This window comes from Pseudomonas sp. SH10-3B (genome assembly GCF_019891415.1).
In the GTDB taxonomy this organism is placed as follows: domain Bacteria; phylum Pseudomonadota; class Gammaproteobacteria; order Pseudomonadales; family Pseudomonadaceae; genus Aquipseudomonas.
The window spans coordinates 54,032-74,483 of record NZ_JAFLXD010000017.1; the positions used below are offsets into that span (position 1 = coordinate 54,032).

Annotated in this window: 24 protein-coding genes, 1 tRNA gene and 1 pseudogene; 22 read left to right on the forward strand and 4 right to left on the reverse strand. The window is 56.7% G+C overall.

Going from position 1 to position 20,452, the window contains the following annotated elements; genetic code table 11:
- The first annotated feature begins 7 nt into the window (after positions 1-7).
- The 6 genes from J1G35_RS15020 to J1G35_RS15045 are packed head-to-tail and all read left to right on the forward strand — an operon-like array spanning position 8 to position 5,958.
- A complete protein-coding gene (locus J1G35_RS15020; RefSeq protein ID WP_053128879.1) occupies positions 8-1,561 on the forward strand; it encodes a sugar ABC transporter ATP-binding protein in 1,554 nt (517 codons plus the stop codon).
- A complete protein-coding gene (locus J1G35_RS15025) occupies positions 1,558-2,535 on the forward strand; it encodes an ABC transporter permease (protein ID WP_053128881.1) in 978 nt (325 codons plus the stop codon). Before J1G35_RS15020 ends, J1G35_RS15025 begins: the two co-directional genes overlap by 4 nt.
- 3 nt (positions 2,536-2,538) lie before the next feature.
- Complete coding sequence (locus J1G35_RS15030) at positions 2,539-3,561, forward strand: LacI family DNA-binding transcriptional regulator (protein WP_223015308.1); 1,023 nt, start codon at positions 2,539-2,541, stop codon at positions 3,559-3,561.
- 23 nt (positions 3,562-3,584) lie between these two features.
- On the forward strand, positions 3,585-4,502 hold the full coding sequence (gene rbsK, locus J1G35_RS15035) for a ribokinase (RefSeq protein WP_223015309.1): 918 nt from the start codon (positions 3,585-3,587) through the stop codon (positions 4,500-4,502).
- Positions 4,499-4,903: a D-ribose pyranase gene (gene rbsD / locus J1G35_RS15040; RefSeq protein ID WP_053128887.1), complete on the forward strand. Its 405-nt coding sequence runs from the start codon at positions 4,499-4,501 to the stop codon at positions 4,901-4,903. Before rbsK ends, rbsD begins: the two co-directional genes overlap by 4 nt.
- 26 nt (positions 4,904-4,929) lie before the next feature.
- The gene (locus tag J1G35_RS15045; protein WP_053128889.1) at positions 4,930-5,958 is read left to right on the forward strand and encodes a nucleoside hydrolase; all 1,029 of its coding nucleotides are present in this window, start codon (positions 4,930-4,932) and stop codon (positions 5,956-5,958) included.
- Positions 5,959-5,991: 33 nt separating this feature from the next.
- On the opposite strand, the gene J1G35_RS15050 is transcribed toward J1G35_RS15045, so the two are convergent.
- Positions 5,992-6,204, reverse strand: coding sequence for a hypothetical protein (locus J1G35_RS15050; RefSeq protein ID WP_053128891.1), 213 nt, complete (start codon positions 6,202-6,204; stop codon positions 5,992-5,994).
- Positions 6,205-6,358: 154 nt separating this feature from the next.
- On the opposite strand from J1G35_RS15050, the gene J1G35_RS15055 reads away from it, so the two are divergent.
- Positions 6,359-6,664: a hypothetical protein gene (locus J1G35_RS15055; RefSeq protein WP_053128892.1), complete on the forward strand. Its 306-nt coding sequence runs from the start codon at positions 6,359-6,361 to the stop codon at positions 6,662-6,664.
- A gap of 143 nt (positions 6,665-6,807) precedes the next feature.
- A complete protein-coding gene (locus J1G35_RS15060; RefSeq protein WP_053128894.1) occupies positions 6,808-7,128 on the forward strand; it encodes an I78 family peptidase inhibitor in 321 nt (106 codons plus the stop codon).
- Positions 7,129-7,201: 73 nt separating this feature from the next.
- Here the strand turns inward: J1G35_RS15060 and J1G35_RS15065 are convergent, their stop codons facing one another.
- Positions 7,202-7,414, reverse strand: a complete 213-nt coding sequence (locus tag J1G35_RS15065; protein WP_032631434.1) for a cold-shock protein — start codon at positions 7,412-7,414, stop codon at positions 7,202-7,204.
- A gap of 289 nt (positions 7,415-7,703) precedes the next feature.
- Positions 7,704-8,018, reverse strand: a complete 315-nt coding sequence (locus tag J1G35_RS15070) for a hypothetical protein (RefSeq protein WP_082340908.1) — start codon at positions 8,016-8,018, stop codon at positions 7,704-7,706.
- A 367-nt stretch (positions 8,019-8,385) separates the two neighbouring features.
- On the opposite strand from J1G35_RS15070, the gene thrS reads away from it, so the two are divergent.
- The 9 genes from thrS to J1G35_RS15115 all read left to right on the forward strand — a co-directional run bounded on the left by thrS (position 8,386) and on the right by J1G35_RS15115 (position 15,841).
- Positions 8,386-10,308 carry a threonine--tRNA ligase gene (thrS, locus tag J1G35_RS15075; protein ID WP_223015310.1) on the forward strand — a complete coding sequence of 641 codons (1,923 nt, stop codon included), beginning with the start codon at positions 8,386-8,388 and terminating at the stop codon, positions 10,306-10,308.
- Positions 10,308-10,859, forward strand: a complete 552-nt coding sequence (infC, locus tag J1G35_RS15080; RefSeq protein ID WP_015884933.1) for a translation initiation factor IF-3 — start codon at positions 10,308-10,310, stop codon at positions 10,857-10,859. The genes thrS and infC overlap by 1 nt, the downstream gene beginning before the upstream one ends.
- 60 nt (positions 10,860-10,919) lie before the next feature.
- Positions 10,920-11,114 (forward strand): 50S ribosomal protein L35, encoded by a 195-nt coding sequence (rpmI, locus tag J1G35_RS15085; protein WP_002553160.1) that lies wholly within the window; start codon positions 10,920-10,922, stop codon positions 11,112-11,114.
- 29 nt (positions 11,115-11,143) lie between these two features.
- Entirely contained in the window at positions 11,144-11,500 is a 357-nt protein-coding gene (rplT, locus tag J1G35_RS15090; RefSeq protein ID WP_003174975.1) for a 50S ribosomal protein L20, read from the forward strand.
- A gap of 109 nt (positions 11,501-11,609) precedes the next feature.
- Positions 11,610-12,626, forward strand: a complete 1,017-nt coding sequence (gene pheS / locus J1G35_RS15095; protein WP_034099107.1) for a phenylalanine--tRNA ligase subunit alpha — start codon at positions 11,610-11,612, stop codon at positions 12,624-12,626.
- 26 nt (positions 12,627-12,652) lie between these two features.
- Complete coding sequence (pheT, locus tag J1G35_RS15100) at positions 12,653-15,031, forward strand: phenylalanine--tRNA ligase subunit beta (protein ID WP_223015311.1); 2,379 nt, start codon at positions 12,653-12,655, stop codon at positions 15,029-15,031.
- Positions 15,032-15,034: 3 nt separating this feature from the next.
- Positions 15,035-15,337 carry an integration host factor subunit alpha gene (gene ihfA / locus J1G35_RS15105; protein ID WP_002553164.1) on the forward strand — a complete coding sequence of 101 codons (303 nt, stop codon included), beginning with the start codon at positions 15,035-15,037 and terminating at the stop codon, positions 15,335-15,337.
- The gene (locus tag J1G35_RS15110) at positions 15,318-15,674 is read left to right on the forward strand and encodes a MerR family transcriptional regulator (protein WP_003174972.1); all 357 of its coding nucleotides are present in this window, start codon (positions 15,318-15,320) and stop codon (positions 15,672-15,674) included. The genes ihfA and J1G35_RS15110 overlap by 20 nt, the downstream gene beginning before the upstream one ends.
- A 90-nt stretch (positions 15,675-15,764) precedes the next feature.
- A tRNA-Pro gene (locus J1G35_RS15115) sits at positions 15,765-15,841 on the forward strand.
- Between the two features lie 78 nt (positions 15,842-15,919).
- On the opposite strand, the pseudogene J1G35_RS15120 reads toward J1G35_RS15115, so the two are convergent.
- Positions 15,920-16,078 (reverse strand): annotated as a pseudogene (locus J1G35_RS15120) (integrase); the annotation flags it as partial.
- A 163-nt stretch (positions 16,079-16,241) separates the two neighbouring features.
- Here J1G35_RS15120 and J1G35_RS15125 point away from each other — a divergent pair.
- From J1G35_RS15125 to J1G35_RS15145, 5 genes are all read left to right on the forward strand, one after another.
- Complete coding sequence (locus J1G35_RS15125; protein WP_223015312.1) at positions 16,242-17,030, forward strand: P63C domain-containing protein; 789 nt, start codon at positions 16,242-16,244, stop codon at positions 17,028-17,030.
- A gap of 35 nt (positions 17,031-17,065) precedes the next feature.
- Complete coding sequence (locus tag J1G35_RS15130; protein WP_223015313.1) at positions 17,066-17,446, forward strand: hypothetical protein; 381 nt, start codon at positions 17,066-17,068, stop codon at positions 17,444-17,446.
- Positions 17,447-17,569: 123 nt separating this feature from the next.
- Positions 17,570-17,893 carry a DUF2388 domain-containing protein gene (locus J1G35_RS15135; protein ID WP_223015314.1) on the forward strand — a complete coding sequence of 108 codons (324 nt, stop codon included), beginning with the start codon at positions 17,570-17,572 and terminating at the stop codon, positions 17,891-17,893.
- Positions 17,894-17,974: 81 nt separating this feature from the next.
- Positions 17,975-18,448, forward strand: a complete 474-nt coding sequence (locus J1G35_RS15140) for a hypothetical protein (RefSeq protein ID WP_223015315.1) — start codon at positions 17,975-17,977, stop codon at positions 18,446-18,448.
- A gap of 633 nt (positions 18,449-19,081) precedes the next feature.
- Positions 19,082-20,347, forward strand: a complete 1,266-nt coding sequence (locus J1G35_RS15145; RefSeq protein WP_223015316.1) for an alpha/beta hydrolase — start codon at positions 19,082-19,084, stop codon at positions 20,345-20,347.
- The last annotated feature ends 105 nt before the right edge of the window (positions 20,348-20,452 follow it).

The window sequence follows — 20,452 nt, forward strand, 5'->3', positions numbered from 1 at the left end:
TTTTCCTATGTCATCTTCCGCCCCGAACGCTGTCCTCTCGGTCAGCGGTATCGGCAAGACCTATGCCCAGCCGGTTCTGTCCGACATCACCCTGACGCTCAATCGCGGTGAAGTGCTGGCGCTGACCGGTGAAAACGGCGCAGGCAAAAGCACCTTGTCGAAGATCATCGGCGGGCTGGTCACGCCGACTACCGGGCACATGCAATTCAACGGTCAGGATTACCGGCCGGGCAGCCGTACCCAGGCTGAAGAGCTGGGGGTGCGCATGGTCATGCAGGAGCTTAACCTGCTGCCTACGTTGACCGTGGCTGAAAACCTGTTCCTGGATAACCTGCCCAGCCACTGTGGCTGGATCAGCCGCAAACAGTTGCGCAAAGCCGCGATCGAAGCCATGGCCCAAGTCGGCCTGGATGCGATCGACCCGGATACATTGGTTGGCAGCCTGGGTATCGGCCACCAGCAAATGGTCGAGATCGCCCGCAACCTGATTGGCGATTGCCACGTACTGATCCTCGACGAACCCACGGCCATGCTCACTGCCCGTGAAGTCGAGATGCTGTTTGAGCAAATCACTCGCCTGCAGGCCCGGGGCGTGGCGATCATTTACATTTCACACCGGCTCGAAGAGCTGGCCCGTGTCGCCCAGCGCATTGCGGTACTGCGCGACGGCAAGCTGGTGTGTGTCGAGCCGATGGCCAACTACAACAGCGAGCAACTCGTTACCTTGATGGTCGGTCGCGAGCTGGGCGAGCACATCGACCTGGGCCCGCGGACTATCGGCGGGCCTGCGCTCACGGTGAAAGGCCTGAGCCGCTCGGACAAGGTCCGCGACGTGTCTTTCGAAGTGCGCGCGGGCGAGATCTATGGCATCTCCGGTCTGATCGGCGCCGGCCGCACTGAGTTGTTGCGCCTGATCTTCGGCGCCGACCTGGCCGACAGCGGTACCGTGGCGCTTGGCTCTGCGGCCCAGGTGGTGAGCATTCGCTCGCCAGTGGATGCGGTGGGCCATGGCATTGCGTTGATCACCGAAGACCGCAAGGGCGAAGGCCTGCTGCTGAGCCAGTCCATCAGCGCCAATATCGCCCTGGGCAACATGCCGGAAATTTCCGGCGCCGGTGTGGTGAATACGCGAGATGAGGCAGCATTAGCCCAGCGCCAGATCGATGCCATGCGTATCCGCAGTTCCAGCCCGGCGCAATTGGTGTCGGAGCTGTCCGGCGGCAACCAGCAGAAAGTGGTGATTGGCCGCTGGCTGGAGCGCGACTGCTCGGTGATGCTGTTCGACGAGCCTACCCGCGGCATCGACGTCGGTGCCAAGTTCGACATTTATGCCTTGCTCGGCGAGTTGACCCGCCAGGGCAAGGCGCTGGTGGTGGTGTCCAGCGACCTGCGTGAACTCATGCTGATCTGCGACCGCATCGGTGTGCTGTCCGCCGGACGCTTGATCGAGACCTTCGAGCGCGACAGTTGGACACAAGACGAATTGCTTGCCGCCGCCTTTGCCGGTTATCAGAAACGTGATGCGCTGCTCAACGACGCAGTGCTTAGGGATACCCCATGAAAACAACAACTTCCCCCGGTAAGACTGGCGGCAACTTCTATGGCCTGGGTACCTACCTGGGGCTGGCGGGTGCGTTGCTGGCGATGATTGCGCTGTTCTCAGTGCTCAGTGATCACTTCCTGTCCTACGACACCTTCAGCACCCTGGCCAACCAGATCCCGGACCTGATGGTGCTGGCGGTGGGCATGACGTTCATCCTCATCATCGGTGGCATCGACCTGTCGGTGGGCTCGGTGCTGGCGTTGGCAGCGTCGGCTGTCAGTGTGGCGATTCTCGGCTGGGGCTGGAGTGTTTTACCGGCCGCCGTGCTCGGCATGGGCTGCGCCGCGTTGGCCGGCACCATCACCGGCTCTATCACCGTGGCCTGGCGTATTCCATCGTTTATCGTGTCCCTCGGCGTGTTGGAGATGGCCCGTGGCGTGGCTTACCAGATGACCGGCTCGCGCACCGCCTATATCGGTGACTCCTTTGCGTGGCTGTCCAACCCGGTTGCCTTCGGTATTTCGCCGTCGTTCATCATTGCTTTGCTGGTGATTATTGTCGCCCAACTGGTATTGACCCGTACCGTATTCGGTCGCTACCTGATTGGCATCGGCACTAACGAAGAAGCCGTGCGCCTGGCTGGTATCAATCCCAAACCGTACAAGATTCTGGTCTTCAGCCTCATGGGCCTGCTGGCCGGTGTGGCAGCGTTGTTCCAGATTTCGCGCCTGGAAGCGGCAGACCCGAATGCCGGTTCCGGCCTGGAACTGCAAGTGATCGCCGCAGTGGTGATCGGCGGTACCAGCCTGATGGGCGGGCGTGGTTCGGTGATCAGTACCTTCTTCGGTGTGTTGATTATTTCGGTGCTGGCCGCGGGCCTTGCGCAGATCGGTGCTACGGAGCCCACCAAGCGCATCATCACCGGCGCCGTGATCGTGATCGCTGTGGTGCTGGATACTTACCGCAGCCGTCGCGCCAGTCGGCGAGGCTGAACCATGGCGACGATCAAGGATGTAGCAGCGCTTGCAGGTATTTCCTACACCACCGTGTCCCATGTGGTGAACAAGACGCGCCCGGTGAGCGAGCCGGTACGGATCAAGGTCGAAGCGGCGATCAAGCAGCTCGACTACGTGCCCAGCGCCGTCGCGCGTTCGCTCAAGGCCAAGACCACGGCCACTATTGGATTGCTCGTGCCCAATAGCCTCAACCCTTATTTTGCCGAGCTGGCCCGGGGTATCGAGGATTACTGTGAGCGTAACGGCTACTGCGTGATTCTCTGCAACTCCGACGACAACGCGGAAAAACAACGTAGCTACTTGCGCGTGTTGCTGGAGAAACGCATCGACGGTTTGATCGTGACCTCGGTAGGCGGTGATGACAGCGGCCTCGCAGCGGGTTTGAGCGCGGTGCGTACGCCCATGGTGATTGTCGACCGGGCGCTGGACGGCATTGATGTTGACCTGGTGCGTATCGATCACGAGCAGGGCGCCTACCTGGCGACCCGACACTTGCTTGATCTGGGCCATCGGGACATCGCTTGCATCGGCGGCCCGGCCCACACGCGCGTCGCGCAAATGCGTCTGGCGGGGTACCAGCGTGCGCTGCATGAGGCCGGTGTGGAAGTGCTGGCCAATCGCACCCGGGAAAGCGACTTCACCAGCACCGGCGGTTATGCTGCTGCCGTGCAATTGCTGGCGGAAAACCCGCCCAGCGCAATTTTTGCCAGCAACGACATGATCGGTTTCGGCGTGTTGCGCGCCGCGGCGGAGCGTAATATCCGCGTGCCTGGCGAACTGTCGGTGATCGGTTTTGATGACATACAAATGGGCCGCTACGTGTACCCGGCGCTGACCACGGTTGGCCAGTCGATCCTGCAACTGGGCGAGACGGCGGCCGAGCTTTTACTGCGACGAATTTCAACACCTCAACTGCCGATCGATCAACGCATCGTGACGCCGAGCATTGTATTGCGCGAGTCGACGGCGCCAGTCGCCAGCGCATTCGCCCAATACCGCTGAACCGAATTGATGAGTACTGATGTATGCCAGCAAAAGTAGTGGTAGTAGGCAGCTTGAACATGGACTTGGTCACCCGCGCCAGTCGGTTGCCCCGTGCCGGCGAGACCCTGATCGGCCAAACATTTTCCACGGTGCCTGGCGGCAAGGGGGCCAACCAGGCCGTGGCATCGGCGCGACTGGGGGCGGATGTGGCAATGATCGGCTGTGTCGGCACCGATGCCTATGGCACTGAACTGCGTGGCGCCTTGCTGGTGGAAGGTATCGATTGCCAGGCGGTGAGCACTGTGGACGGCTCCAGTGGCGTCGCCTTGATTGTGGTGGACGACAGCAGCCAGAACGCGATTGTGATTGTCGCTGGCAGCAACGGTGGGTTGACGCCCGCCTCACTGCGGGCATGTGATGCGGTGCTGCAGGCCGCCGATGTGATCATCTGCCAGCTTGAAGTGCCGATGGATACTGTCGGTTATACCCTCAAGCGCGGTCGTGAACTGGGCAAGACCGTGATCCTCAACCCAGCGCCAGCCAGCGGTCCGTTGCCCGCCGACTGGTACGCCGCGGTCGACTACCTGATTCCCAACGAAAGCGAAGCCACCGCACTGAGCGGCGTGACAGTCGACTCTCTCGACAGTGCCAAGGTCGCGGCGACACACCTGATCAAGGCGGGGGCCGGTAAAGTCATTATTACTCTGGGTGCCCAAGGTGCGTTGTTCGCCGATGGCCACGGTTTTGAGCACCTGGTGGCGCCCAAGGTCAAGGCGGTGGATACCACCGCTGCCGGCGATACCTTTGTCGGTGGTTTTGCCGCAGCACTGGCCAGTGGCAAAAGTGAAGCCGAGGCCATCCGTTTTGGCCAGGTCGCTGCAGCATTGTCAGTCACCCGTGCCGGTGCGCAACCCTCCATTCCTACGCTGCATGACGTTCAAGGTTTTGTGCCCTTATGAAAAAGACCCCGCTGCTCAATATCGCCTTGTCGCGGCTGATCGCATCCCTGGGCCATGGCGACATCCTGGTGATCGGCGACGCCGGCTTACCAGTGCCGCCGGGGGTCGAGTTGATCGACCTGGCGCTGACCCAGGGCATTCCCGACTTCATCAGTACCTTGCGTATCGTGCTCAGTGAAATGCAGGTGGAAAGCCATGTGCTGGCGGAAGAAATCCTGCTCAAGCAGCCACCCGCGCTGGTTGAGTTGAATGCCTTGACTGAGCAGGCAGCCCTCGGCGAGCGACGACTGCTCAGCCATGAACAATTCAAGCAGTTAAGCCGCAATGCGCGCGCGGTTGTGCGCACTGGCGAGTGCCAGCCTTACTGCAATATCGCGCTGGTGTCTGGCGTAACCTTCTAGAGTTCCCCAACGACAAGGAGTGTTTTATGCAACGTGGTCTCCCAACCCTGAGAAATCTGTTTCGGAGTGTCCTGCTTTTGTCCGCGCTCACTGCTGCAAGCGCCCAGGCGGCGGAAAAAATCGACTTGATCATCGACACTGATCCAGGTGCCGACGATGTGGTGGCCTTGCTCTTCGCCATGGCTTCCCCGGACGAATTGAACATTCGTGCGCTGACCACCGTCGCCGGCAATGTGCGCCTGGACAAGACCTCGCGTAACGCGCGTCTGGCCCGCGAGTGGGCCGGGCGTGAAGAAATCCCGGTGTACGCCGGCGCACCCAAACCGCTGCTGCGCACACCGATCTACGCCGAGAACATCCATGGCAAAGAAGGTATTTCCGGCGTCACCGTCCATGAACCTAAAAAGGGCCTGGCTGAAGGCAACGCTGTTGATTACCTGATCAAGACCCTGCGGGCTGCGAAGCCTCACAGCATCACCATTGCGATGCTCGGTCCGCAGACCAACCTGGCGCTGGCATTGACTCAGGACCCGGAAATCACCCAAGGCATCAAGGAAGTGGTGGTGATGGGCGGCGCGCACTTCAACGGCGGCAATATCACCCCGGTTGCCGAGTTCAACTTGTTCGCCGATCCGATGGCGGCCGAGATTGTGCTCAAGAGCGGCGTCAAGCTGACTTACCTGCCGCTGGACGTGACCCATAAGGTCCTGACCAGCGAGGCGCGTTTGAAAAAGATCGCCGACATCAAGAACAATGCGAGCAAGGTCGTCGGCGATATTCTTAATGAATACGTCAAGGGCGACATGGAGCACTACGGCATTCCGGGCGGACCGGTACATGACGCGACCGTCATTGCCTACCTGCTCAAGCCATCGTTGTTCACGGGGCGTCAGGCCAATATGGTGGTGGACAGCCGCGAAGGTCCGACCTTTGGCCAGACTATCGTGGATTGGTACGACGGCCTGAAGCAGGAAAAGAATGTGTTCTGGGTTGAGAACGGCGACGCCCAGGGCTTCTTTGATCTGCTCACCGAGCGCCTGGCGCGCTTGAAGTAAAGCGCTTGCCGGTTGACGTTCGTCAGCCGGCTCTTATTCGCGCTCGGGGTCTTGCGCCCCCATATGATCGGCCGGGTATTTTTCGAATACCTGGCCGATGAATGCTTGCGCTGCCTGGGTGCCGAGTTCCTTGACCAGCAGGTCGATACCGATGATTGCCAGTTCCTCCGGGCTTCCTGGGCTGTAGGAGCTTTGGCCTTGGGGCCACTTGGCTTTGATATCGGCTTGCAGCGTTACGGTGGTCATGGAAATCTCACGGGTTGAAAGACGGGGCAATGCGCTGGAACGCGGTTCTAGCGGGCGCAGTTAATCATTTTGCGCGGTGTTTGGCACTGCTACTTAGGCATGAAGCGGGTGCTGTGCGACACTGTCCCCCTGTTTAATTGCCGGGGGACACCGCGTGCAGATCGATTTGAATAACCCCGAAAATCTCACCCTGGCCGCCGTGCGCCAACTGATCGCCAGCGCCAGTGATGACGAGCACACCCAGTTACGTGTGAGCAAGGCTGGGATTGCCTACATATCGTCGGGGGTGGTGGGGGGCACGGATATAGACGGCCTGCTGTTTCGCCTGGAGACCTGGGCCAAGGGCTCTGGTTATGTCGGCAACGTCGCAGCCAGCGATGAAGTCTGGGTCACGCAGATTTTCAATGCGCTGAAGCAGAATTGGCCGAAGCCGCCGTTTGACTACATCGACATCTACTGATGCGTTCATATCTGGTCACGATTGATCGGGCGAATGCCTGCTGAGAGTCAGGCAGACTTGCCCATCAGCGGTTTACGTCTTGAAACCAATCTGCCAGGCCGCTGTCGCACGATCTCTGTTCATTATTTTCAATAGGAGGCTTCATGCCTTGGAAGCTCGCATCATTCGGTACCCTGTTGGCAGCACTCGCGTTGGCGGGTTGCAGCACCCCAGGTGCCTCTGAGCCAGCCAAAGACGCCGCCGTGTCCGATGCTGGCCATAGCCGCTGTGAGGCTAAGGCCGCCGAATTTACCATTGGCCAAAAAGCCTCGCCGCAGTTACTGGAACAGGCTCGCACGCGTGCCGGTGCGCAAAATGCGCGGATCCTCAAGCCCAACGATATGATCACGCTGGAATACCGCTCCGACCGTTTGAACCTGAATACCGACGACAACCTGGTGATCAACCGCGTCAATTGCGGCTGATTGCTTCCAGGTTTTTGCAGCGCCCATAAAAAACCCCGTCACATGGACGGGGTTTTTTTAGCTCAGCACAGAATTACTCTGGGCGAACCTGTGCAGCTTGCATACCCTTTTGGCCTTTCTCAGCCACGAAGGAAACGGTTTGGCCTTCTTTCAGGCTTTTGAAACCGTCGCTTTCGATAGCTTTGAAGTGTACGAACAGGTCGTCACCGCCACCTTGAGGAGTGATGAAGCCGAAGCCTTTTTCATCGTTGAACCATTTAACGGTGCCGGATTGGCGATTAGACATGGTGTATCTCCAAGAAACATATATTTTCAGTAGTACTGTGCTGCTCAGGCCAACTGGGCACACTGGGCTATCATAGTCGAAATGCTCGGCTTGGGAGCCCCCCCAAGGCATTGTTTGCTAATCAATAGCGTTGCGTTCAGTGCTTGATTCGGCTGAAAGCCCCGATCTACGGGGCTTTTGCACGAAATATCAGCTGGTAAAAAAAGCCGTAAAAGCTGTGTAATTTGTGAGAAATGGCAGTTTTCGGGCTGTTTTTCCGGTAAAACGGCCGTCTGATCAGGGGCCGATCTTACTTTTTCTTCACGACTTTGCAGGACGAAATAGCCGCGACCGCTTTGTTTTTAAGCTCCGGGCTGGCGTTCTGGTTGGTCATGAGTTCCTTGATTTCAGCAGTGCTCAATTCAGCGTTGATCTTGTCAGCGCCGCATTCGCAATGGGCTTTGGCGGTTTTGACGTCCACGTTCTGGCTGGCGGCTGCGCTGCAGTCGCTGACGAAACTGTCGCGGGCGCCGGCTGGCCAGTTGGACGGGGCGGCGGCCTGTGCGCCGAGGGAAAGGAGGCTCAGGGTAGCGGCAAGAGCGAGGGTAGAGGTAAAACGCATCATGGGATGCTCCTTTGGGTCGGGGACGAACGGCGATTCTCAGTGGGTTTGAGGCATGGCGTACAGCCCAAGTTCACTTTTGCAGCTATAAAGGCTGGAATTTGTGTTTACGGCAGGTGTGGTCGGCGCGATGACCGTTCATCTGTGCTAGCATCTTGCGCTTGGCTAATTCCGGGTGCGCCAGTTGCCGCCCTGCCATGTTTCTTTTTAGCTCACTCCAGTCACTGTGGTTCGATTATCGGTTGGCCGAAAGGCTCCTGCCGCTGTAAGGCAGGCGTTCATCACTGAACGGCCTGGTGTTGGATCTTGTACTGGCTCATCCCAACCCACGTGACCTTTGGTAGGGGTCACCACTAGGAGAGGAGGCGCCATGCCAACTATTACTCTTCCCGACGGCAGTCAACGCTCATTCGATCATTCGGTTTCCGTAGCCGAGGTCGCCGCATCCATTGGTGCTGGCCTGGCCAAGGCCACCGTGGCCGGCAAGGTCGATGGCAAGCTGGTTGACGCCAGCGACCTGATCACCTCCGATGCCAGCCTGCAAATCATCACGCCCAAGGATCAAGAGGGGCTGGAGATCATTCGCCACTCTTGCGCGCATCTGATTGGCCACGCGGTCAAACAGCTGTACCCAACGGCGAAAATGGTGATCGGCCCGGTCATCGACGAAGGCTTTTATTACGACATTGCCTACGAACGTCCTTTCACTCCGGACGATCTGGCTGCCATCGAACAGCGCATGCACGCACTGATCGAAAAAGATTACGACGTCATCAAGAAGGTCACTCCGCGCGCCGAAGTGATTGACGTGTTCACCGCGCGCGGTGAGGACTACAAGCTACGTCTGGTGGAAGACATGCCGGACGAACAGGCCATGGGCCTGTACTACCACGAAGAATACGTCGACATGTGCCGTGGTCCGCACGTGCCGAACACACGCTTCCTCAAATCGTTCAAGCTGACTAAGTTGTCCGGTGCCTATTGGCGCGGCGACGCGAAGAACGAGCAGCTGCAACGGATCTACGGCACTGCCTGGGCTGACAAGAAGCAACTGGCCGCCTATATCCAGCGCATCGAAGAAGCCGAAAAGCGCGATCACCGCAAGATCGGCAAGCGCCTGAACCTGTTCCACCTTCAGGAAGAAGCGCCGGGCATGGTGTTCTGGCATCCGAACGGCTGTACCCTGTATCAAGTGCTTGAGCAATACATGCGCAAGGTTCAGCGCGACAACGGTTACCTGGAGATCAAGACCCCACAGGTGGTTGATCGCAGCCTGTGGGAGAAATCCGGGCACTGGGCCAACTACGCCGACAACATGTTCACCACCCAGTCGGAAAACCGCGACTACGCCATCAAGCCGATGAACTGCCCTTGCCACGTGCAAGTGTTCAATCAAGGCCTGAAGAGCTACCGCGAGTTGCCGATGCGCCTGGCCGAGTTCGGTGCCTGCCATCGTAACGAGCCATCGGGTGCGCTGCACGGCATCATGCGCGTGCGCGGCTTCACCCAGGACGACGCCCACATTTTCTGCACCGAAGAGCAGATGCAGGCCGAATCCGCCGCGTTCATCAAGCTGACCATGGACGTTTATCGCGATTTCGGCTTTACCGAAGTCGAGATGAAGCTGTCCACTCGTCCGGAAAAACGCGTCGGTTCCGACGAACTGTGGGATCGCGCCGAAGCGGCACTGGCCGCAGCGCTAGACAGTGCGGGCCTTGCGTACGACTTGCAGCCGGGCGAGGGTGCCTTCTACGGGCCGAAGATCGAATTCTCATTGAAAGATTGCCTTGGTCGTGTCTGGCAATGTGGTACCTTGCAGCTCGATTTTAACCTGCCGATCCGTTTGGGAGCCGAATACGTCTCCGAAGACAACAGCCGTAAACACCCGGTTATGCTGCACCGGGCGATCCTCGGCTCGTTCGAACGGTTCGTCGGGATCCTGATCGAGCACTACGAGGGCGCGTTCCCTGCGTGGCTGGCTCCGACTCAGGCAGTGATCATGAATATCACTGATAAACAGGCAGATTTTGCCGCTGAAGTTGAAAAAACTCTCAACGAAAGCGGATTTCGTGCCAAGTCCGACTTGAGAAATGAAAAGATCGGCTTTAAAATCCGCGAGCATACTTTGCTCAAGGTTCCCTATCTTTTGGTTATCGGAGATCGGGAAGTCGAGATGCAGACTGTCGCTGTGCGTACTCGTGAAGGTGCTGACCTGGGCTCGATGCCCGTCGCCCAGTTCGCTGAGTTCCTCGCGCAAGCGGTTTCCCGGCGTGGTCGCCCAGATTCGGAGTAATTATTATTAAGCGTGAAATGAGACAAGATAAACGAGCTGCACCGAAAGCCCCGATCAACGAGAATATCTCGGCACGCGAGGTTCGGTTAATTGGCGCTGACGGCGAGCAGATTGGCATCGTCTCGATTGATGAAGCGCTTCGTATTGCAGAAGAGTCCAAGTTGGACCTGGTGGAAATCTCCGCCGATGCAATCCCACCCGTTTGCCGGGTGATGGACTACGGCAAGTCGATCTTCGAAAAGAAGAAGCAGGTTGCCGCGGCGAAGAAGAACCAGAAGCAGATTCAAGTAAAAGAAATCAAGTTTCGTCCAGGGACGGAGGAAGGGGATTACCAGGTAAAACTGCGCAACCTGGTACGTTTCCTGAGTGATGGGGACAGGGCCAAGGTATCCTTGCGATTCCGCGGCCGTGAGATGGCCCACCAGGAGCTGGGGATGGAACTCCTCAAACGGGTTGAAGCTGACCTGCTTGAGTACGGTTCGGTCGAACAGCATCCTAAGATGGAAGGACGCCAGCTGATCATGGTCATCGCCCCGAAAAAGAAGAAGTAATCAACAGGGCACGGCAGGCCTTCTGATTATGTTTATCAACTGAATGCGGAGTATCCGAACATGCCAAAGATGAAGACTAAAAGTGGTGCTGCTAAGCGGTTTCTGAAAACTGCTAACGGTATCAAGCACAAGCACGCTTTCAAGAGCCACATCCTGACCAAAATGTCGACCAAGCGTAAGCGTCAACTGCGCGGTAGCAGCTTGCTGCATCCGTCTGACGTGGCAAAAGTCGAGCGCATGCTGCGCCTTCGTTAATTTTGGATCAAGAATAGAGGAAGTAACTCATGGCTCGTGTAAAGCGTGGCGTCATTGCCCGTAAACGTCACAAAAAAATTCTGAAACTCGCTAAAGGCTACTACGGCGCGCGTTCACGCGTATTCCGTGTTGCCAAGCAAGCGGTAATCAAGGCAGGCCAATACGCCTACCGCGACCGTCGTCAGAAAAAACGTCAGTTCCGCGCTCTGTGGATCGCTCGTATCAACGCTGGTGCACGTGTTAACGGTCTGTCCTACAGCCGTTTCATCGCTGGCCTGAAAAAAGCGTCCATCGAAATCGACCGTAAGGTTCTGGCTGAACTGGCCGTGAACGAAAAAGCGGTGTTTGCTGCGATTGTCGAGAAAGCTAAAGCCACCTTGGCTTAAGTACCCCCGACAGTCACCCTGGGCTGCTCCTGTAGCCCAAGGTGGTAAACGTCATAAATAGGGGAAGAGCCTTCAAGCTCTTCCCCTATTTTGTATCTGGAGTCTGTACATGGAAAACCTGGACGCGCTCGTCGCTCAAGCTCTTGAGGCTGTGCAAAGCGCTGAAGATATCAATGCCCTGGAGCAAATCCGGGTTCACTACCTTGGCAAAAAGGGTGAATTGACTCAGGTGATGAAGACCCTGGGGAATTTGCCAGCTGAAGAGCGCCCGCAAGTCGGTGCGCTGATCAACGTCGCCAAGGAGCGTGTCACAGAGGTGCTCAATGCGCGCAAGGCGTCGCTCGAGGAGGCCGATCTTGCGGCCAAGCTCGCCGCCGAGTCCATTGATGTGACCTTGCCTGGCCGTGGCCAGGCCTCGGGCGGTCTGCATCCGATCACCCGGACTCTGGAACGTATCGAGCAGTTCTTCACCCATATCGGCTACGGCATTGCCGAAGGCCCTGAGGTCGAAGACGATTATCACAACTTCGAGGCGCTCAACATCCCAGGCCATCACCCGGCCCGGTCGATGCACGACACCTTCTATTTCAACGCAAACATGCTGTTGCGCACCCATACCTCGCCGGTACAGGTCCGCACCATGGAAGCGAACAAGCCGCCGATCCGCATTGTCTGCCCAGGCCGTGTGTACCGCAGCGACTCCGATATCACCCACTCGCCGATGTTCCACCAGGTCGAAGGCCTGTTGGTTGATCGCGACATCAACTTCGCCGACCTCAAGGGCACCATCGAAGAGTTCCTGCGAGTGTTCTTCGAGAAAGAGCTGGCGGTGCGTTTCCGTCCATCATTCTTCCCGTTCACCGAGCCGTCCGCAGAAGTCGACATGGAGTGCGTGATGTGCAGCGGTAAAGGCTGCCGCGTCTGCAAACAGACCGGCTGGCTGGAAGTGATGGGCTGCGGCATGGTTCACCCCAACGTGCTGCGTATGTCCGGGATCGATCCGGAAGAGTTCTCGGGCTTTGCCTTCGGCATGGGCGTTGAGCGCCTGGCCATGCTGCGTTACGGCGTAAACGACTTGCGTCTGTTCTTCGACAACGACTTGCGGTTCCTCGCGCAATTTCGCTAGTCGTAACGAATCTTTAGGAGAGCAGGATGAAATTCAGTGAACAATGGCTGCGCGGCTGGGTAAGCCCGCAGGTAGATCGCGACGCGCTGGTTGCGCGTTTGTCGATGGCCGGTCTTGAGGTCGATAGCGTTACGCCGGCCGCCGGTGTTTTCAGTGGCGTAGTCGTGGGTGAGGTGCTGAGCACCGAGCAACACCCCGATGCCGACAAATTGCGTGTGTGCCAGGTCAGCAATGGCACGGAAACCTTCCAGGTCGTGTGCGGAGCGCCTAACGTGCGCCCTGGCCTGAAGATCCCGTTCGCCATGATCGGCGCCGAACTGCCGGGCGACTTCAAGATCAAGAAAGCCAAGCTGCGCGGTGTCGAGTCCAACGGCATGCTGTGCTCCCAGGCGGAGTTGCAAGTAGGCGAGGGCAATGATGGCCTGATGGAGCTGCCGGCCGATGCACCTGTGGGCCAGGACATTCGTGTCTACCTGGAGCTGGAAGACGCCAGTATCGAGGTCGACCTGACCCCGAACCGTGGCGACTGCCTGTCCCTGGCCGGCCTGGCACGTGAAGTGGGCGCGTTGTACAACACGCCAGTCACTCGTCCAGTGGTTGCCGCAGTGGCTGCGGTGCACGATGAAGTGCGTCCGATCGAAGTACTGGCACCAAACGCCTGCCCACGTTACCTGGGGCGCGTGATCCGCAACGTTGACCTGTCCAAGCCAACCCCGCTGTGGATGGTTGAGCGTCTGCGCCGCGCCGACGTGCGTAGCATCGACGCTGCCGTCGACATCACCAACTACGTGATGCTTGAGCTGGGCCAGCCGCTGCACGCTTTCGATCTCGCCGAAATCAATGGCGGCATCCGTGTGCGCATGGCCGAAGAAGGCGAGAAGCTTGTATTGCTCGACGGCCAGGAAGTCAGCCTGCGCGCCGACACCCTGGTGATCGCTGACCATTCCCGCGCCCTGGCGATTGCTGGTGTGATGGGTGGCGAGCACAGCGGTGTGTCGGAGACCACTCGTGACATATTCATTGAAAGTGCGTTCTTCGACCAGATTGCCATCGCTGGCAAGGCCCGCTCCTACGGCCTGCACACTGATGCTTCGCACCGCTACGAGCGTGGCGTGGACTGGAAGCTCGCCCGTGAGGCCATGGAGCGCGCCACTGGCCTGCTGCTGGAAATCACCGGTGGCGAAGCTGGCCCGATCACCGAGACTGTCAGCGAACAGCATCTGCCGTCCGTTGCGCCGATCACCCTGCGCGCCAAAAGCGTCGAGCAAATGCTCGGCCTCGTCATAGTGCCGGCTGAAATCGAGCAACTGTTGTCGGCCCTCGGCCTGACCATTTCTGTGAGTGGGGAAGGGCAGTGGCACGTTGAAGTGCCAAGCCATCGCTTCGATATCAGTCTGGAAGTCGATCTGATCGAAGAGTTGGCTCGCCTGTACGGTTACAACCGCCTGCCGGTTCGTTACCCGCAAGCACGTCTGGCGCCGCAACCCAAGGCTGAAGCGCGTGCGCACTTGCCTGAGCTGCGTCGTCTGCTGGTTGCCCGTGGTTATCAGGAAGCGGTGACCTACAGCTTCATCGATCCGAAGCAATTCGAACTGTTCAACCCGGGCGTCGAACCGCTGCTGCTGGCCAACCCGATCTCTAACGACATGGCCGCCATGCGTTCGTCGCTGTGGCCGGGTCTGGTGAAAGCCCTTTCCCATAACCTGAATCGCCAGCAAGACCGCGTGCGCATGTTTGAAAGCGGCCTGCGGTTTGTCGGTCAGCTCGACGGCCTGAAGCAAGAGCCAATGCTGGCCGGGGTTGTTTGCGGTAGCCGCTTGCCAGAAGGCTGGGCGCAAGGTCGCGACGCCGTAGACTTCTTCGACGTTAAAGCTGACGTGGAAGCGGTCTTGGGCTTTGCCGGTGCACTGGACGACTTCACATTCGTGCCAGGCAGCCACCCGGCGTTACACCCAGGCCAGACTGCGCGCATCGAGCGCGAAGGTCGCCTGGTGGGCTTCGTCGGAGCCATTCACCCAGAGCTGTCGAAAATCCTTGGGCTCGACCGCCCGGTCTTCGTCTTCGAACTGGTCCTGGCCGAAGTGGCCTCGGGCAAGATGCCTAAATTCAGCGAGTTGTCGCGCTTCCCTGAAGTGCGTCGCGACCTGGCCCTGATCGCTGATCGTGAAGTCGCCGCCACTGCCGTTTTGGATGTAATCCGTGAAAATGCAGGGGAATGGCTGACAGACCTCAGGCTATTTGACGTCTATCAGGGTAAAGGCATTGATCCGCATAGAAAAAGCCTTGCAGTTGGCTTGACCTGGCAGCATCCATCGCGCACTCTTAATGACGATGAGGTGAATACCACGACACAAAATATCCTCACCTCGCTCGAACAAAGGTTGAACGCCACGTTAAGGAAGTGACGTATGGGGGCTTTGACGAAAGCTGAGATGGCGGAACGTCTGTACGAAGAGTTGGGTCTGAACAAGCGCGAGGCCAAGGAATTGGTCGAGCTGTTTTTTGAAGAGATCAGGCACGCTCTGGAAGACAACGAACAGGTCAAATTGTCGGGTTTCGGCAATTTTGACCTGCGGGACAAACGCCAGCGGCCTGGCCGCAATCCAAAAACGGGAGAAGAAATCCCGATCACGGCTCGCCGTGTGGTCACCTTTCGTCCAGGGCAGAAGTTGAAGGCCCGAGTTGAGGCTTATGCTGGAACCAAGTCATAACGACGAGCTACCCGTCATCCCTGGCAAACGCTACTTCACCATTGGTGAAGTCAGCGAGCTCTGTGCGGTAAAACCGCACGTGCTGCGCTATTGGGAGCAGGAGTTTCCTCAACTCAACCCCGTCAAACGTACTGGGAACCGTCGGTATTATCAGCGCCAGGATGTGCTGATGATCCGACAGATCCGTGCGTTGCTGTATGACCAGGGCTTTACCATCAGCGGCGCGCGCCAGCGTATGTCCGGTGATGAAGCCAAAGACGACACAACCCAATACAAGCAACTGATCCGCCAGATGATTTCCGAACTCGAAGATGTGCTGGTGGTTTTGAAGAAGTGATACAGGCTTTTAAAATACTTCCACATTTCAAAAGCTTGCGGTATATTCCTGATCGCTTCGTTACGAAGCGAACCCAGTAACACGCCTAGTCGGGGCGTAGCGCAGTCCGGTAGCGCACTAGCATGGGGTGCTAGGGGTCGAGTGTTCGAATCACTCCGTCCCGACCATTATTCCTGAGTAAAATCAGACTCTTAAGCCGATCACATAGATCGGCTTTTTTGTGCCTGCGCAAAACTGGCGCAAAACTACCCGGTGATTTCGCTGATATTCAGGTCCGGAATTGCCTCGGACAAGATGATTTCCTCATGGCCTCGCTGGTAGTTCTTCGTCATGCCCTCGCTCGCATGGCCTGCGATCTTCTGCCCATCCTTTCCGGCTTTCTTGTAAAGGTGCAGAGACATCGCGAAGAAGGCAGCTCAAGCGAAGTCAGAAGCAAGTCGATTACCTAAGGCAACTCACGGGTCAAGCGATCACCCCCTTCGTATTGGGGACATCGAAATTCCTTGTTATGTGCTTGATGATGGCCCTCGCGTGATATCTCAGCGCGGTATTGTCTTAGGGCTGGGAATGAAGTTTGGTTCTCGCGCAAGTGGTGCTGACCGACTGACAGGGTTTGTGCAGGGAAAATTGATTTCGCCCTATGTAAACAAAGAGTTAATGGCGCTGATCGAGAATCCAATTAAATTCACTCACAGCGGAGGCGTGGGGGTTGCCTCAGGGTACCCCGTCACTCTAATTGCGGATCTTTGTGACACTATACTTGCTGCAAGAAAAGGCGGCCGACTCCAAAAACAACTGGAGCACATCGCAGTACAAGCCGAAATTCTGGTTCGAGGTTTTGCGCGCGTAGGCATTATTGCTCTTGTCGATGAAGCTACCGGTTATCAAAAAGACAGAGCTAAAGACGCACTTGCGAAAATACTTGAAGCCTTTGTTGCCAAGCAGCTTCAGCCATACGTTCGCACATTCCCGGCAGATTATCACGAGCAATTCCGCCTGCGCGGGCTTCAATATCCTCCTGAAAACGCGAAATATCGTCCGCAATATTTCGGTACTCTTACTAACGACATCGTCTGCAAACGCTTGGCCCCAAGCTTCCTGGCCGAGCTAAAGAGCCAGAACGCCAAGGCCGAAAAAAAGGGAAAACTCTTCCAGCGACTGACGCCAGATACAGGGCATCCAAAGCTTAGAGAGCACCTAGCATCGTCCGTTACCATAATGAAGCTGAGCAAGGATTACCCCGACTTCATTGAGGAGCTGAATAGCATTCATCCCCGGTACGGGGACACACTAGTGCTTGATTTAGACGAAGCCCGGCCCAGCGCCGGGCTTTTTGTCTCTATGCCCCCGTGCTGATAAAATCTGCGCCTCTCTCGAATGGACTCGTTTTCATGCGCATATCTCCGATGCCGCTGGCCTTCTTCGCCATGTTCACCAGTATTTCCTTAACCGCCCAAGCCGAATCTCAAAATGAAAGAGACATCCACTGCGCGGCCTACTACGAATTACTTTCAGTAGCTGGTGACCAGCCCGACATAAACCGCAAGCAGTCCTCAAAAGCCTTCTATGCACTTTTGGTGCATGCTGGCGATAGCCCGAAGGTTCAGGATGACGTTGCGCAGAAAATGGTGGACTTGCACAAAGAGACACCCGGGCCGATGACGCCAGCTAGCACTGCCAAGCTACGTGAAAAATACGACGCGGAATGCAGAATCCTTCTGAAGGCCGCCTGGTGCGAAGCATACAAAGACCCGGGTGCTTGTGAGGCGTAGTGCCTTGGCGGTAACAGCATAGACATCCATCAACGAGCCCAGCCCATCGCCGGACTTCTTGTTTTTAGTAAGCGCTTTACTCTGCTATGTTTCGCCCTCAGATCGCAATGGAAGCATCGAAGAATGGACTCGTGGAAGACTCTGGCAGCAGCCCTAATGTTATCGATGGGGGCTCATGCCTCTGAGGGGGCGGATGACTCCTATAATAACTCGATGTTGTCTGTACTAATGGCTCCAACCTACACGGTTGCGGGAACTACCGGGCTTACCATGCTGGCCTCAAATAACTTCAAGCCTGCAAAGGCTGATGCCCTTGCATTCATCGGCTCAAAAGGCGAGATTCGCGGCGCACAATTTGAACAGGCAGTACGCTTTTATCACACGACCTACGCACCACCGCTGATGACTGACCAACAGCTGGCCCAGGCGATCGCGACTACGTACTGATACAGACCTTTAATCTATCCTCAGCGTCGTGATTCTTGCCGCCGGCGTAACCGCCAAATTCATCATCCGGGTCAGCCACCAATGCCTTCCATCGTCTATGCCAATGAGTTCGACATCTGCGTATCAATGTCCGATTTAGTTTCATGGGTAGGGGACGAGCACTCACCCAATGCGGATTTAGAAGCCGCTTTGAGCGCCGCTGGAATCGAGCTAGACATTGCAAAACTGTACGACCACTACTTCGAAGACACACCTATCGGTGCTGGTGACGTTCATGTCTATTCGTCTGCCGTGAGCGAGAGCCTACTGGTCATAGACCTGTACCGAGATATGACCGACCAGCTTGATTTAATTACCGCTTCGCTGAGAATTGACAAGACCCAGCTCAATTTTTCGACACCACTCCTCAGACTATTTTTTGATGCCGCTGAGTGCCAGGTACTTTTTAGTCAATCTACCCACTCAAAGCGATTGCACTCACTGATAGATGAGAGCAGGTATCCGTTCCTGATCAACGAGAGCGGATACCGGCAACAGATAATTTTCCGGAAATGACGTGCACTACTTAGAGTGCCACTGCTTCGCGCCCCTTTCACAGTCGAGCTCCTATTATTACCTCAGCTCCTAGTGAAAACCTTTCAGCCCGCACTCCCCATCGTGGGCTTTTCTTTGTCTGGGATTCGGCCTGCCAAAGCAGCTGATGAGTCAGATTTATCACTTGTTGCCACACAAGTGAGCACCCGTCTAATCATGCAAGGTGTGTTTGACCTGCGCTCACGATCCGACAGACAAACATCACTGTCCGCCTCTCCAGCTCCGCCCCCGCGCATGATGGTAATTGTGATATGGGAACTATGCCGCGTCGACAAGGTGTAGAGGCTCATCTATACCTATGTTCGAAGTGACAGCATTCTCGAGCGTTTCGCTTCTGCGAAGGTCTCCATTGCAGTCGTTACCTCCAGATTCCATGGTGAGGAAGACTGGCCGTGGTGCCTTACAGTTGGCGCGAAGCGCTCTCGTCGAACTCAGTTGACTGGGATGAAGGTACCTATGGCTATGATCATGAGTAGGGCAATCAAGTGTTTACTGACAGCCAATACCATCTTGCTATCAGGGTGCTTCGGCGACGGGTCGCCCCGAATCCTGGAATCTGCGGAGAGGGAGCTGGGGACCGCCGGGCCAATCACCATGCACTATCATTCGGCTGTCTATTACCCTGACGAAATTTCACTCCGAGATGGTGGATATATAGTCGGGATTGAGAAAGGCGACCCCGATAAGATTCTTCAGCCAGAGGAGCATCTGACGTTTGAGCAGCCGAACAGTACAGATAAAACAGTCAGAAACCAGCAGGCCGCCGTTCACGAAGGCAAGATTATGTTTGTGTCACACATCATCCGTAATCAGCTTCCCGGCAGCGCCAAAAGGAACTGCACCTTGTTCGATGCCTACTACCGGTCAGCCGCCACAGCTCCGCCGGTACGTGACTGTAATCCTGAGCAACCTCCCGAGATTGCTTCAAAAGACGCATACAGCTCAGGCTGGAAGGGGATGAACGCCCTGCAGCAGGCATTGAATGTCGATATCGCGTCCCGCGCCTACACCCACATCGTTGTCGTGGTCATGGGATGGAACACCGTACAAGAGGAAGCGGTAAGGAATATCAACTCGATCATCAGAGGAATTAAGCATGCCAGTGAGGGGAGCCCAGGCGCCTTCAATCCGCTCGTCATAGGCGTGACATGGCCAAGCCAGTGGAACAGCCCATGGCTTGATCCCATTTATAAACTGACAAGCTTCGGGACAAAAGCAAAAGACGCCGATGAAGTGGGGTTAACCTGGTTAGGCGTCCTACTGGGAAACACCATTCCTCGAGCCAACATACAAGCAAAAGGAAGCTTGCCGGTGGTAGCGATAGGGCATAGCTTTGGGGCGCGAGCGGCGACCATGGCTGCTTGTGACGGACCGGTGATAGCTGATGGTTCTGGCCCTCGATCATCGAAGCAAACGGTAGATTTGCTGATCAATTATCAGGGGGCTTTCTTGACCGATAGATTGCTAGATAAAGGCCCAGACGGAGCTCTACGCGACAAGTGTCCCCGTGCAAGGAGCATAGCCCTGACCTCTTCCAAGAACGATACTGCGGTCAAAAGAGCTCTCTGGGGCCTCTATGCCGGCAGCGAGGAAAGCTATCTAGAATACTGCTCCGTGCCATCTACGCTCATAAATTGCGTGAAAGCAAATGCCGCGGGGCAAACTATCCCGCCGCCAACGTTCGGTAGAAGGGTAACCTACATCAATTCGGATGCCTTGATTACCTACAACGCGTTCTACACTGGGGGAGGCGCTCATAGTGATATTTATCGAGATGAGCAAGGTGTTCTTTCATGGTCTCTGATCAAGGCGCTTAGTGATAAAAGCAGTTCATTACCTGCCTCGGTCGTTCAGCCATAGACGGCAAGGAGAATGTTTGAACTCGGGGTTGGGTGGCATAAAGAGTCTTAACCGCAATCGTTACTATTGGTATGGAAAAACGTCCGATTTCAACGATCAAGATTT